The 14,165-nt window shown below is 68.5% G+C and carries 11 protein-coding genes; 4 read left to right on the top strand and 7 right to left on the bottom strand.

Translation table 11 applies throughout. The features are described 5' to 3' along the window. The first annotated feature begins 2 nt into the window (after positions 1-2). The 4 genes from ACWC94_RS10220 to ACWC94_RS10205 all read left to right on the top strand — a co-directional run bounded on the left by ACWC94_RS10220 (position 3) and on the right by ACWC94_RS10205 (position 3,198). Entirely contained in the window at positions 3-1,028 is a 1,026-nt protein-coding gene (locus ACWC94_RS10220; protein WP_450796073.1) for an ABC transporter ATP-binding protein, read from the top strand. A 25-nt stretch (positions 1,029-1,053) separates the two neighbouring features. Further along, complete coding sequence (locus ACWC94_RS10215) at positions 1,054-2,112, top strand: ABC transporter ATP-binding protein (RefSeq protein WP_450796072.1); 1,059 nt, start codon at positions 1,054-1,056, stop codon at positions 2,110-2,112. A 65-nt stretch (positions 2,113-2,177) separates the two neighbouring features. Next, positions 2,178-2,393 carry a DUF397 domain-containing protein gene (locus ACWC94_RS10210; RefSeq protein ID WP_450796071.1) on the top strand — a complete coding sequence of 72 codons (216 nt, stop codon included), beginning with the start codon at positions 2,178-2,180 and terminating at the stop codon, positions 2,391-2,393. A gap of 64 nt (positions 2,394-2,457) precedes the next feature. After that, positions 2,458-3,198, top strand: coding sequence for a class I SAM-dependent methyltransferase (locus ACWC94_RS10205; RefSeq protein ID WP_450796070.1), 741 nt, complete (start codon positions 2,458-2,460; stop codon positions 3,196-3,198). On the opposite strand, the gene ACWC94_RS10200 is transcribed toward ACWC94_RS10205, so the two are convergent. The 7 genes from ACWC94_RS10200 to ACWC94_RS10170 form a co-directional block, all read right to left on the bottom strand. Beyond that, complete coding sequence (locus ACWC94_RS10200) at positions 3,195-4,367, bottom strand: ABC transporter ATP-binding protein (protein ID WP_450796069.1); 1,173 nt, start codon at positions 4,365-4,367, stop codon at positions 3,195-3,197. The genes ACWC94_RS10205 and ACWC94_RS10200 overlap by 4 nt on opposite strands. A gap of 12 nt (positions 4,368-4,379) precedes the next feature. Continuing rightward, entirely contained in the window at positions 4,380-5,402 is a 1,023-nt protein-coding gene (locus tag ACWC94_RS10195) for an ABC transporter ATP-binding protein (RefSeq protein ID WP_450796068.1), read from the bottom strand. A gap of 10 nt (positions 5,403-5,412) precedes the next feature. After that, positions 5,413-6,393 (bottom strand): ABC transporter permease, encoded by a 981-nt coding sequence (locus ACWC94_RS10190; protein WP_450796067.1) that lies wholly within the window; start codon positions 6,391-6,393, stop codon positions 5,413-5,415. An 86-nt stretch (positions 6,394-6,479) separates the two neighbouring features. Then, a complete protein-coding gene (locus tag ACWC94_RS10185; protein ID WP_450796066.1) occupies positions 6,480-8,288 on the bottom strand; it encodes an ABC transporter substrate-binding protein in 1,809 nt (602 codons plus the stop codon). Between the two features lie 60 nt (positions 8,289-8,348). Continuing rightward, complete coding sequence (locus ACWC94_RS10180; RefSeq protein ID WP_450796065.1) at positions 8,349-9,383, bottom strand: ABC transporter permease; 1,035 nt, start codon at positions 9,381-9,383, stop codon at positions 8,349-8,351. Positions 9,384-9,790: 407 nt separating this feature from the next. Next, a complete protein-coding gene (gene typA, locus ACWC94_RS10175; protein ID WP_450796064.1) occupies positions 9,791-11,698 on the bottom strand; it encodes a translational GTPase TypA in 1,908 nt (635 codons plus the stop codon). Between the two features lie 154 nt (positions 11,699-11,852). Then, positions 11,853-14,045, bottom strand: a complete 2,193-nt coding sequence (locus ACWC94_RS10170; RefSeq protein WP_450796063.1) for an ABC transporter family substrate-binding protein — start codon at positions 14,043-14,045, stop codon at positions 11,853-11,855. Positions 14,046-14,165: the final 120 nt, after the last annotated feature.

Here is a 14,165-nt window from a genome sequence, read left to right as displayed (position 1 = left end):
TCATGAGCACCCCCTTCCTCTCCCTGCGCGACCTGCGGGTCCACTTCTCCACCGAGGACGGCGTCGTCAAGGCCGTCGACGGGCTCTCCTTCGACCTGGAGAAGGGCAAGACCCTCGGCATCGTCGGTGAGTCCGGCTCCGGCAAGTCCGTCACCAACATGGCGATCCTGGGCCTGCACGACCCGCGGAACACCACGATGGACGGCGAGATCCTCCTCGAGGGCAAGGAGCTGATCAACGCCTCCGAGTCCGAGCTGGAGAAGCTGCGCGGCAACAAGATGTCCATGATCTTCCAGGACGCGCTGGCCTCGCTCTCGCCGTACCACACCATCGGCGCGCAGATCGCCGAGACGTACCGCAAGCACACCGGCGCCTCCAAGAAGGAAGCCCGGGACCGTGCGATCGAGATGCTCCGCCGGGTCGGCATCCCCCAGCCCGACACCCGCGTCGACGACTACCCGCACCAGTTCTCCGGCGGTATGCGCCAGCGCGCGATGATCGCCATGGCCCTGGTCTGCGACCCCGAGCTGCTCATCGCCGACGAGCCGACGACGGCCCTCGACGTGACGGTCCAGGCCCAGATCATGGACCTGCTCAAGGACCTCCAGCAGGAGTTCGGCACGGCGATCATCTTCATCACGCACGACCTGGGCGTGATCGCCGACATCGCGGACGACGTGCTGGTGATGTACGGCGGCCGGTGCGTGGAGCGCGGCACCAAGAAGCAGGTGCTGAGCGCCCCGGACCACCCCTACACCCTCGGCCTGCTGAACTCGATGCCGAGCCTGGACGGGCCGGTCGACGTGCCGCTCACCCCCATCCCCGGCTCCCCGCCGTCCCTCCTCAACCCGCCGTCCGGCTGCCGCTTCCACCCGCGCTGCACGTTCACCGAGAAGGTGGCGGGCGGCCTGTGCTCGACCGAGCGCCCGACGCTGGAGGTGACCGAGGGCCGCGGCTCCGCCTGCCACCTCACCTCGGACCAGAAGCGGGACCTCTTCGCCGACTTCGCCGCAACCCGGCACAACTGACGGACACCAGACGGGACTTCACACCATGAGCAACACGAACCCCCTCCTGGACGTCTCCGGGCTCACCAAGCACTTCCCGATCAAGGGCGGCTTCCCGATCCGCCGTACCGTCGGCGCCGTGCAGGCGGTCGACGGCCTGGACTTCCAGGTGGCCGAGGGCGAGAGCCTGGGCCTGGTCGGTGAGTCGGGCTGCGGCAAGTCGACCACGGGCCGGCTGATCACCCGCCTCCTGGAGCCGACCGGCGGCACGATCACCTACCGCGGGCAGGACATCACGCACGCGGACCGCAGGAAGCTCGCCCCGATCCGCTCCGAGATCCAGATGATCTTCCAGGACCCGTACGCCTCGCTGAACCCGCGGCAGACGGTCGGCAAGATCATCTCGGGCCCGATGGAGATCAACGGGATCCAGCCCGAGGGCGGCCGGGAGAAGCGGGTCCGCGAACTCCTGGAGATCGTCGGCCTCAACCCCGAGCACTACAACCGCTTCCCGCACGAGTTCTCCGGCGGTCAGCGCCAGCGCATCGGTGTGGCCCGCGCGCTGGCCCTGGAGCCGAAGCTGATCGTGGCGGACGAGCCGGTCTCGGCCCTCGACGTCTCCATCCAGGCCCAGGTGGTGAACCTCCTCCAGAAGGTCCAGAAGGAACTGGGCATCGCGTTCGTCTTCATCGCCCACGACCTCGCGATCGTCCGGCACTTCTCGCAGCGCGTCGCGGTGATGTACCTCGGCAAGATCGTGGAGATCGCCGACCGCGACGACCTGTACGGCAACCCGCGCCACCCCTACACCCGGGCCCTGCTGTCCGCCGTGCCCGAGGCGACGGTGGACGCGGAGCCGCGCGAGCGCATCCGCCTGGTCGGCGACGTCCCGTCCCCGATCAACCCGCCCTCCGGCTGCCGCTTCCGCACCCGCTGCTGGAAGGCGACGGAGAAGTGCGCGAGCGAGGCACCGCCGCTGGTCCAGGCGGAGGGCAACAAGCCGGGCCATCTGACGGCGTGCCACTACCCGGAGACGACGGAGACGATCCCGGCTCCCCGCGCCTCCGAGGACCGTCTCTCCAAGGACCCCGAGGCGGCGGCCTGACACACCCCTTTCTCCGTCAGCCGCCCCTTGCGGAACGGACTTCACCGGCCCCTTGACCCGAGCCCATGACGTCCGCTTCCAGGGAACGAGGGCCCGCGTCTCCCCGGACGCGGGCCTTCGGCATGCCCGCTCACTCCACGTCGAACACCCGCACCGTCGAAGTCGCGTACCAGGACACCCGCACGGCCGTCCGCGGCTCAAGGCCCCCAGCGAGAGCCACCCTCACCGTCGCACCCACCGCCTTCACCTCTTTCATCGACGCTGCGCAGCACGAAAGCTGAGAGATGCTCAAAAACTGCACGGGAAACTGACCCATCGTTCAGGAACGTGTGCAAGACTGCGGCGGTGGTGGATCAAGTCTTCACAGATCTCACGCTCGCCGCGCTCTACGACCACCTCAACCCCTGGGGGCCGGGTGACGACTTCTACCTCGGTCTGGTGCGTGAGGCCCGCTCGGTGCTGGACATCGGGTGCGGCACCGGGCGGCTGCTGCGCCGGGCCCGGGACGAGGGGCACCGGGGCCGGCTGATGGGCCTCGATCCGGCCCCCGCCATGCTCGTACAGGCACGGCGGGCCCGGCCGGACGTCGAGTGGGTGCTCGGGGACATGCGCACCCGGCTGTGGACCCGTGAATTCGACCTCGTCGTCATGACCGGACACGCCTTCCAGGAGCTGGTCCGGGACGAGGACATCCGCGGCTCCCTGCGCGCGGTCCGGGCGGCCCTCGCCGACGGCGGGCGGTTCGTGTTCGAGACCCGCAACCCGGCCGCCCGCGTCTGGGAGCGGTGGGTCCCGGAGCGGGTGTACGAGATCACCGCCGCCGACGGGACACCGGTGCGGGTGTGGCACGAGGTCCAGGACGACGGGCCCGGCGGGGACCGGGTGCGGTTCACGGAGACCTACGACGGCGACGGCTGGCCGGCCCCCCGGGTGTGCCACAGCGTCCTGCGCTTCCTGGACCCCCGCACACTGGGGGACTTCTTGGCCGACGCCGGGCTGACGGTCGTCGAGCAGTACGGGGACTGGGCGCGGGGACCGCTGACCCCCACGGCTCCCGAGATCATCACCGTGGCACGCCGCGCCTAGGCGGAGTCCCCCTGGTCCGTCGTGCCCTCCTCCAGCGCCGCCAGCGCCGGATCCAGCACGATGTCCTCGTCCCGGGCCCCGGTCGTCGGCTCCTCCGGGAAGTGGCAGGCCGTCAGGTGGCCCTCGTGGTTGCCGGGGATCCGCACCAGCGGCGGTTCCTCGGCCGCGCACTTGTCCTGGGCCTTCCAGCAGCGGGTGCGGAAGCGGCAGCCGGACGGCGGGGAGATGGGGGACGGGACGTCGCCGGCCAGGCGGATGCGTTCGCGTCCGCCCGCGTCCTCCACCGCGAGGTTCACCTCGGGGACGGCGGACAGCAGGGCGTGGGTGTACGGGTGGCGCGGCCGGGTGTAGATGGACTCCCGGTCACCCACCTCGATGATCTTGCCGAGGTACATCACCGCGACGCGCTGCGAGAAGTGCCGGACGACGGCGAGGTCGTGGGCGATGAAGACGAACGCGATACCCAGTTCCTTCTGGACCTTCTGGAGGAGGTTCACCACCTGGGCCTGGATGGAGACGTCGAGGGCCGAGACCGGCTCGTCCGCCACGATCAGCTTCGGCTCCAGGGCCAGCGCCCGCGCGACACCGATGCGCTGGCGCTGACCGCCGGAGAACTCGTGCGGGAAGCGGTTGTAGTGCTCGGGGTTGAGGCCGACGATCTCCAGGAGTTCGCGGACCCGCTTCTCCCGGCCGCCGGCCGGGTTGATGCCGTTGATCTCCATCGGACTGGAGATGATCTTGCCGACCGTCTGCCGCGGGTTCAGCGACGAGTACGGGTCCTGGAAGATCATCTGGATCTCGGAGCGGATCGGGGCGAGCTCCTTGCGCGTGGCGCGGCTGATGTCCCGGCCCCGGTAGGTGATCGTGCCGCCGGTCGGCTCCAGGAGGCGGGTGATCAGCCGGCCCGTGGTCGACTTGCCGCAGCCCGACTCGCCGACCAGGCCGAAGCTCTCCCCGGCGTGCACGGCGAGGTCGATACCGTCCACGGCCTGTACCGAACCGATCGTCCGGCGGATCGGGAAGCCGCCCTTGACCGGGAAGTGCTTGGTCAGGCCCGAGACCCGCAACAGCGGCTCGCCGTCCGTGCCCGCGCCGTGCTCACGCGGGGCCGTGAGGACGCTCTCCCCCGCCCTCTCCCCTGCCGTCTCCCCTGTCGTCCCCTCGGTCATGACACTGTCCTCCTAGCCCAGACGGGGCTTGATCTCCTCGGTGAAGATGGTCTGCTTCTGTTCCTGCGTCAGATGGCAGGCGGAGGGCCGGTCCGGTGCCATCAGCGGACGCTCGCGCACACAGCGGCCCGTACCCTCGACCCGGTCCTGGAAGGTGCAGCGGGGGTGGAAGCGGCAGCCGGGCGGCGGGTTGAGCAGTGAGGGCGGTGAACCGGGGATCGGGGACAGCTGGCCACCGAGGTCGGAGTCCAGGCGCGGCATCGAGTTCAGCAGGCCCCAGGTGTAGGGGTGGCGCGGTGCTCTGAGCACCTCGTCGACCGTGCCCCGCTCCACCGCGCCGCCCGCGTACATCACCATGATGTCGTCGGCCATGTCGGCGATCACCCCCAGGTCGTGGGTGATGAAGACGATGCCGGTGCCGAACTCCTGCTGCAGGTCCTTGAGCAGGTCCAGGATCTGCGCCTGCACCGTCACGTCCAGGGCGGTCGTCGGCTCGTCGGCGATGAGCAGGCCGGGGTCGCAGACCAGGGCCATGGCGATCATCGCGCGCTGGCGCATACCGCCGGAGAACTGGTGCGGGTAGTCCTTCGCCCGCTCCGCGGGGTTCGGGATGCCGACCTTGCCGAGCATCTCCACGGCGCGCTCCCAGGCCCCCTTCTTGGAGGCGCCGGTGTGCTTCATGTACGGCTCGGCGATCTGCCGTCCGACCGTGTAGTACGGGGAGAGCGCGGTGAGCGGGTCCTGGAAGATCATGGCGACCTTGTTGCCGCGCAGCTTCTCCAGTTCGGACTCCCGCGCCGTGGTCAACTCCTGCCCGTCCAGCAGGATTTCCCCCTCGACCGTGGTGAACATCGGGTTGTGCAGGCCGAGGATGGTCAGGTTGGTCACCGACTTGCCCGAGCCGGACTCGCCGACGATGCCGAGCGTCCTGCCGCGCTCCAGGTCGAAGGAGAGCCCGTCCACGGCCCGTACGACGCCGTCCTCGGTCTTGAAGCTGACGTGCAGGTCCCGTACGGAGAGGAGGGGAGTGCTCATGTGTCTCTCCTTAGGACAGCCGCACGCGCGGGTCGATGAAGGCGTAGGCGGCGTCGACGACGATGTTGAACAGCAGGATCATGCTGGCGGAGAAGAGCATCACGCCGAGCAGCAGCGGCAGGTCGCTGAAGAAGACGGACTGGACGGCGAGGTTGCCGAGGCCGGGCAGGCCGAAGGTGTACTCGGTGATGATGGCGCCGCCGAACAGCGAGCCGAGATCGATGCCGAAGATGGTGACGATGGGGATCAGCGAGCCGCGCCAGGCGTAGCGGAAGAACACGTATCGGCGGGACATGCCCTTGGCCCGGGCGGTGCGGACGTGTTCCTCCTGGAGCTGTTCGATCATCGAGGACCGCGCCATACGGGTGTACTGCGCGGCGAAGATCGTGGAGAGGATCACCCAGGGGATGATCAGGCCGGTGAACCAGGAGACCGGGTCCTGGGTGAACTCGTTGTAGGCGGGCTTGTCGAACCAGTGGGTCTGGTAGACGAGGATCGCCAGGGCCAGCGGGCCGAGGAAGTAGATCTGCAGCGAGCTGATCACCATGGCGCCGGCGGTGGCCGTCTTGTCGATCAGCGTGCCTCGCCGCCAGGCGGCGAGGAGCCCGGTGCCGAGGCCGACGAACAGGAAGCACACGGCCGCGCCCAGGGTGAGCGAGACGGTGGTGGGCAGCCGGTCCATCAGCGTGCCCCAGACCGGCTCGTTGGTGTGGTACGAGTAGCCGAAGCAGGGTGCGGGGCAGGGTCCCTGGGCGAACTGGCCGCTGCCCATGAACAGGTTGTGCAGGAAGATCCCGTACTGCTCGGTGATGGGTTTGTCGAGGCCGAGCACATGGTGGATGTTCGCGATGCTGTCCGGGTTACAGGTCTTGCCGCACATCATCAGCGCCGGGTCCCGGGGCACCCCGAAGAACAGCACGAACGTGACGATGCTCAGCAGGAACAGAATGACGACCGCACCGATGAACCGGCGCACGAGGAAGCGCAGCATGACAGGGCAGCTCTCAGACGTCGGCGGCCTCCGCGGTACCCGGCACCCTCCGCTGGCGGAGGGTGCCGGGTACCGGGCGGGGACGGTTACTTGATGAAGAGGCGACGCGGGTCGACGCCGCCGATCACGTCGTCGTAGACGAGGCCGCCGACCTGGGAGCCGGCGATCTGGACCTGCTTGTAGTACGCGGTCGGGATGACGTTGACGCTGTCCTTCACGATGTACTGGTCGAGCTTCTCCCACTCGGCCGCCGACTTGACCGGGTCGGTGATCTTGCCGATCCGGTCGATCTCGCTGTTGATCTTCGGGTCGTTGACCTGCGAGTAGTTCTGCGCGCCGTCGGCGATCACACGGCCGTCGTACAGCGGCGGGATCACGGTCGAGGCGGACGGCCAGTCGGCACCCCACGCGGTGTGGAAGATGTCGTAGTTGTTGTTCACCTTGGAGACCTGGTCGTAGTAGGTCTCGGACGGGATCTCCTGGCGCTGGACGTCGAAGCCGGCCTTCTTCAGGCCCGCCGCCATGGCGGTGGAGTACTGCTGGCCCTCGGGGGTGTTGATGTAGCCGAAGGTCAGCTTCATGTTGAGCTTGCCGGCCTTCTTCAGCAGCTCACGGGCCTTGTCCGGGTCGCCGGCGGGCTTCTTCTTCTTGCCCCACGGGTCGAAGGTGGGGTCGTAGCCGGAGACGGTCGGGGAGATCAGGCCGCCCGCGACCTCCATGGCGTCGGTGCCGCCGTAGGCCCGCAGGAACGGGGTGATCGGCAGGGCGTAGGCGATGGCCTCGCGGACCGTCTTGTCCTGCATGGCCTTGTGGCTCATGTTGATGTTCATCTGGCCCACGTACGGCTGGTAGCCGCCGACCGTGCGGGACTTCATCTTCGGGTCCTTGAGGACCCGGGACAGGTTGCCCGCGTCGACCTGGTTGTTGAAGCTGATGCCGGTCCGGTCGGCGCCGCTGTCGGCCAGCAGGGCCTTGGTGGAGGTCTCGTACTGCTGGTTGAACGTGATGTTGAACTGGTCCACGTACTGGTGCCGGATCGGGTCCGTCTTCGCGTCCCAGTGGGGGTTCTTGACCAGCACCATCGACTTGCCGGACTTGAACGACTGGATCTTGTACGGGCCGGACACCACCGGGGCCTTGTCGTACCGCTGCTTGGTGTCGCCCTTCTCCGAGACCACCGCGTAGCCGGACATCGCCAGCGCGTAGGGCAGGTCGGGGTGCGGGGTCTTGAAGTGGAAGATGATCGTTTTTTCGTCCGGGGTCTCCAGGACGGAGCCGGGCAGGTGCTTGCCCTTGTACGGCCCGTCGGGCAGCAGCTTGCGGTAGGCGGCGCCGGAGGCGTTGGCCAGCCACTGCTGGAGGTAGGCGGGGCCCTGGTTGATGAACGGCGCGAAGAGCCGCTCGACGCTGTGCCGGATGTCCTTGGACGTGATCGGGGTTCCGTCCTGGAACTTGATGCCGTCCTTGAGCGTGTACTTCCAGGTCTTGCCGCCGTCCGTGGTGGTCCCGGAGTCGGTGGCGAGGTCGCCGACCACCTCGTGCCCGCTGCCGTCGTTGGTGGTGGCCTTGTAGCCGGTCAGGCCTCTGTGCAGCAGCTGCGCGACGGACATCTGGTCCGAGACGTAGATCTGGCCCGGGTCGAGGTGCGCGTACGAGTCCCGCTGCAGCACCTCCATGGTGCCGCCCGGCTTGGCACCGGGCACCGGAGCCGCCGGGCCGGTGGAGTCCGCCGCCCCACCGAACTTGATCGACGCCTGCTGCCGTTTGGCGTTCTCCTGGTCCTTCTTGTCGTTGGCGCTGCTGTCGCTGCCGCCCTTGCTGCAACCGGTGAGCACGAGAGCTCCGGCCGCGAGCACGGAGAGTGCGCCGTATGCGTGGCGTCCGCCCCTACTCATCACGAAATTTCCCACCCATCTGTGAAAAGTGACGAACCGTGTGGTTGACGTGGTGCCAGGTCAGCGCGCGGTCTTGGGATCGAAGGCGTCTCTGACCGAGTCCCCGAGCAGGTTGAACGCGACGACGAAGATGATCATCGAGACGCCGGGGAAGAACATGTAGGTGATGTCGTTCTGCATCACCAGTTCGGTGGACGCCTTGGAGAACATCTGCCCCCAGTCCGGCGTCGGTTCGACGATGCCGACACCCAGGTACGACAGACCGGCCTCGGCGGTCACGAAGTTGGGCAGCAGATACGTCGACTGCACCAGCAGCGGGGTGACGATGTTCGGCAGGATCTCCTTGCGGATGATCCGCCACGGCGAGGCCCCGCTGACCTTGGCCGCCTCGATGAACTCCCGCTCCCGCAGGGCGAGTGCGGTGCCGCGCAGGATCCGGCCGAGGCCCATCCAGCCCAGGAACCACTGGACCAGGATCAGGGCCACCACCCGGACGTAGGTCGGTGTCTCGTCGCGCGGGCTGACGAACAGGGAGACCACGACCGGCATGCTCGCGATGAAGAACAGCTGGGCCGGGAAGGCGAGCAGGAAGTCGATGACCCGGCCGATGAAGTAGTCGGTCCTGCCGCCGAGATAGCCGGCCGCGACACCGAGCAGGATGCCGGTCACGACCACGGCGAGGGTGACGGCGACCGAGATCGTCAGGGAGGTGCGGATGCCGTAGATCAGCTTGGTGAAGACGTCGTAGCCGTTGCCGGGTTCGAGGCCGAACCAGAAGTCGCCGCTGATACCTCCGTTGGGCTGTACCGGCACACCGGCGCTGTCGAAGAGGTCCGGGCGCTCGTCCGCGTACACCGTGTACGGGTTCTTGCCGTACAGCTTGGCGATCAGCGGGGCGAGCAGTCCGACCAGGAAGAAGAAGCCCACGACGTAGGCCGAGATCACGCCCGTGCGGTCGCGCTTGAAGCGCATCCACATCAGCTGGCCGGGAGACCGGCCCTCGAGCTTGACGGTTTCGCCCTTCGCCTCCGGCCCTGGTTCGCCGTCGACGACGACCGAAGTCCCGCCGCCCTCAATGTCGATAGGACTTGTCACGGTTCGTCCGTTTCAAGGTATGAGTGACTCCACGCGTTCACCAACAGGAGAGGGTTTCCGTCGTCCCTCCGACACCCCTGACGGAGGGACAGACACCCCCTGGTGCTCGTGAGTCGGCACACTGTCCCCACAGTGCGCGAGACCCGTTGACCCGAGCGCTTCGCGGCTAACTATCTGCCATGGGTCGACCACCGACCACCGCCCGTAGATCTCAATTCAGTCACGGATCGCCGCAGAAGCTTCCAAAATCTGGACAAAGTGTTCGACGGAAGAAGGCACGAAACGGACTTGTTACTTGGCTATCGGGCAACGATCTCCGCATGCCGGACATAGGGGTCCCGAAAACGGGTTGCAAAAAGCCCGGGTGCCCCCATCCTGGGGGGCACCCGGGCTCAACGGGTCCTGGATCAGCCGTGCTTGGCGCGGCTCGCGGCGCGGGCCCGCTCACGCTGGTCGAGGTTGACCTTGCGGATGCGAACGGCCTCCGGGGTCACCTCGACGCACTCGTCGTCACGGCAGAACTCCAGCGACTGCTCCAGCGACAGCTTGCGCGGCGGCACGATCGACTCGGCCACGTCGGCCGTCGAGGACCGCATGTTGGTGAGCTTCTTCTCCTTGGTGATGTTGACGTCCATGTCGTCGGAGCGGGAGTTCTCGCCGACGATCATGCCCTCGTACACCTCGGTGCCCGGCTCCACGAACAGCACGCCGCGCTCCTGCAGGTTCGTCATCGCGAACGCGGTGACGGCACCGGCGCGGTCGGCGACCAGCGAGCCGTTGTTACGCGTCTGCAGCGTGCCGAACCAGGGCTCGTGGCCCTCGTGGATGGAGTGGCCGATGCCGGTGCCGCGGGTCTGGGTCAGGAACTCGGTACGGAAACCGATCAGACCGCGGGACGGGACGACGAACTCCATGCGGACCCAGCCCGAGCCGTGGTTGGACATGTTGTCCATGCGGCCCTTGCGGACACCCATGAGCTGCGTGACGGCGCCCATGTGCTCCTCGGGCACGTCGATCGTCATGCGCTCGACCGGCTCGTAGACCTTGCCGTCGACCTCCTTGGTGACGACCTGCGGCTTGCCGACGGTGAGCTCGTAGCCCTCCCGGCGCATGGTCTCGACCAGGATGGCGAGCGCCAGCTCACCGCGGCCCTGTACCTCCCAGGCGTCCGGACGCTCGGTCTCCAGGACACGGAGGCTGACGTTACCGATCAGCTCGCGGTCCAGGCGGTCCTTGACCTGGCGGGCGGTGACCTTGCGGTCCTTCACGGCCGCCTTCGCGTCGGCGCCCTTGCCGGTGCCGCCACGGCCGACCAGCGGCGAGGTGTTCGTACCGATGACCATGGAGATCGCCGGCTCGTCGACCGTGATCAGCGGCAGCGGGACCGGGTTCTCGGTGTCGGCGAGGGTCTCACCGATCATGATGTCCGGGATACCGGCGACGGCGCAGATGTCGCCGGGACCGGCCTTCTCGGCGGGCTTGCGGGTGAGCGCCTCGGTCATCATCAGCTCGGAGATGCGCACGTTGCTGATGGATCCGTCGCGCTTGATCCAGGCCACCGTCTGGCCCTTGCGCAGCTCGCCCTGCTCGACGCGGAGCAACGCGATCCGGCCGAGGAAGTTGTCGGCGTCGAGGTTGGTGACGTGGGCCTGCAGCGGCGCGTCCTCCTCGTACGTCGGCGCCGGGATGTGCTCCAGGATCGTGGAGAAGAACGGCTCCAGGCTGTCGCTGTCGGCCGGGACGGTGCCGTCGGCCGGCTTCGTCAGCGACGCGACGCCGTCACGGCCGCAGGCGTAGACGATCGGGAACTCGATCTGCTCCTCGTCCGCGTCCAGGTCCAGGAAGAGGTCGTAGGTCTCGTTGACGACCTCGTCGATGCGGGAGTCCGGACGGTCCGTCTTGTTGATGCACAGGATGACGGGCAGGCGCTGCTGGAGCGCCTTGCGCAGGACGAAGCGGGTCTGCGGCAGCGGGCCCTCGGAGGCGTCCACCAGCAGCACGACACCGTCGACCATCGACAGACCGCGCTCGACCTCGCCACCGAAGTCGGCGTGGCCGGGGGTGTCGATGATGTTGATGGTGATCGGGTCCCCGCCGTCCTTCGGGTGGTACTTGACCGCCGTGTTCTTGGCGAGGATCGTGATGCCCTTCTCACGCTCCAGGTCGTTCGAGTCCATCATGCGGTCGTCGACCGAGTCGAGCTGGTGGGCGGCGAACGCGCCGGCCTGCTTCAGCATGCCGTCGACGATGGTGGTCTTGCCGTGGTCGACGTGAGCGACGATGGCGACGTTGCGGATGTCGTGGCGCGTGGCCATAAGCTGCCGTACTCCCGGAGTGGTGAGGATCGCCCTGCGCGTACGTCTGTGTCGCACGGGCCCTGCCGGGCTGGACACGCCACGGCCTCACCCCATGGTACGTGGCCCCGAGTGAGTCGGCCCTCTCAGGGCCACGCGGTGATCTCCGCGCAGGTCACCCGGTGGGACTGGGGGAGATCTTCGCCCCCTTCTTCAGGAAGCCCATGTCCTCGTAGACCGGCGTCTGGAAACCGAACGCCCCGGCGTTGACCAGGTTCTTCCGCGCACCCACCAGCTGGGGCCGCTGGTACAGGGGAATCGAGCCCGCCGCGGCCCAGATCCTGGAGTCCGCCTTGCGGATCAGGGAGACCTCCTCGTCCTCGTCCAGCGTCGCCACGGCCTGGTCGAAGAGCTGGTCGACCTGGTCGGTCCCCACCCGCGTGTAGTTCTGCTCGACGTTCAGGGAGCCGTCCGCCGCCGGTACCGGCTTCGCGTAGACCGGCCGGTCGTCCGTCGCCGGGAACGCGGAGGACGGCCACGAGTACAGCGCGAGGTCGTAGTCGCCGGAGGCGATGTGGTCCTTGAAGTAGCTCTCGTCGGAGACCTTGGTGATCGTCGTCCGGATCCCGAGCCGCTCCAGCATGGCCGAGATCCGCAGGGCGACCGAGTTCAGCACCTCGGAGCCGGCGCCGGACGGCAGCACGAAGCGGAGCGCGAGCGCCTTGCCGTCCTTGGCGAGCAGGCCCGCCGGGGCGGCGGCCGGCGCGGCCGTGCCCTTGGGGGCGTACGCGCCGGGCACACCGCCGTGCTTGCCCTCCTGTGCGATGTGCCGGTCCCCGCCGTCGTCGCGGCCCCCCGACTTGCCGTCCCCGCTCTTGCCGTCCCCGCTCTTGTCGTCCTCGCCGACGATGTACGCGCCGTCGTCACCGCCGTCGGACTTGTCCTCCTGCTCCTTCTTGCCCTTCCCGCGATCGCCCTCGGGGCCAGCGGCCTTCTCGCCCTTCCTCTCCTCCTTGACCGGGCCGCCCGGCACCCAGCCGGCGTCGGCGAGCAGCGCCTGCGCCGCCTGGGTGTCCTCGTCGCCGATCGCGTCGCTGTTGTCGGCGTAGGCGGCCTGCCCGCTCAGCGCGAGGTGGCTGCCGACCGGGACGGCGGGCAGGCCCAGCGGGGTGAGCACCAGCTTGGCCAGTTCCTTGCGGTCCAGGGCGCGGGCGACGGCCCGGCGGACGCGCTCGTCGGCCAGGGGACCCCCGGAGCCGTTGAGGGCGAGCTGGGTGTAGGCGGGCTCCAGCGACTTGCGGACCTCGACGTCGCGCAGCGCCTGCTGCTCGTCCAGGTACGCGGCGATGGCCGCGCGCAGCTTCGTCCGGCCCGCCCCGGCCCGGTCGGAGCCGAAGCCGTGCGCGAGCGCCCAGGAGCGCAGCTTCGTCAGGGAGGTCCTGCCGGAGCCCTGCAGCGGGTTCGTGGTGCCGCGGGCGGCGAGCCCGATCCGCTCGGCATCGGCGGGGTTGACGTCGGCGAGGTCCACGGTGCCGTCGGCGAGCGCGACCGACCGCTGGTCGCGGGCCACGGCGTGCAGCACGATCCCGTTCAGTTTGGCGGGCCTGCCCCACCAGCGCGGGTTGCGGGTGAGGACCACGTCCTTCGCGGCGGGGTCGACCTTCTCCACCTTGAAGGGGCCGGCGGTGACCGTCAGCTTGCGGCGGGCGCCGTCGTTGAAGGCGTCCGGGGTGCCCATGACGTCCTTCGGGTACAGCGGGGAGAACAGCGACTTCCAGTCGGCGTAGGGGCGCGAGAAGGTGACCCGGACCTGGAGGTCGTTGGCGCCGCGTTCGATCTTCTCGATGCGGTCGTAGCCGGCGTTGCGGGCGGTCCAGTAGGCACTGTTCCTTCCGGACAGGGCGCGCCACTGGGCGACGAAGTCGGCGGCACCGATCTCCCGGCCGTCGCTCCAGACCGCCTGCTGGTTCAGCTTGTACAGCACGACCTGGCGCGGTTCGGTCTCGATGACCTTGGCCGACTCCAGGTAGGCGGGATTGGGCACCGGCCGGCCGGTGGCATCCAGCCGGAACATCGACGGCAGCACGGCCTGGGCCACCCGGTTGGTGCCCGCGTCGGCGTCGGCCTGGAAGGTGTTCAAGGTCTCCGGGACGGCGTCGACGGCCCACTTCAGCGTGCCGCCGTCGGCGACGAGATCACGTGCGGCCGGGGCGATGTCCTGCCCGGCGAGGGGCTTGGGGGGCTTGTCGTCGGAGCCGCATCCGGCAAGGAGGGGGACGGCGAGCACACCGGCGGTCAGAAACGTGACCGAACGCATGACGCTCCGCTGGGGGTGCCGCGAGCGGGCTCCGACGCCGTCGTGGGACATCTCTGCTACCTCCGGGGAGCCGCGGGCTTTATGCTCACATTTGTCGGTATATGGAGCTGATCACCTTTGGCGGTATATGGAGCTGATCAGATCTATGCGGCCCACTGAAGAGGAAAGGAT

Source organism: Streptomyces sp. NPDC001135 (assembly GCF_053598395.1).
This window is presented reverse-complemented; position numbering and strand designations above follow the sequence as displayed.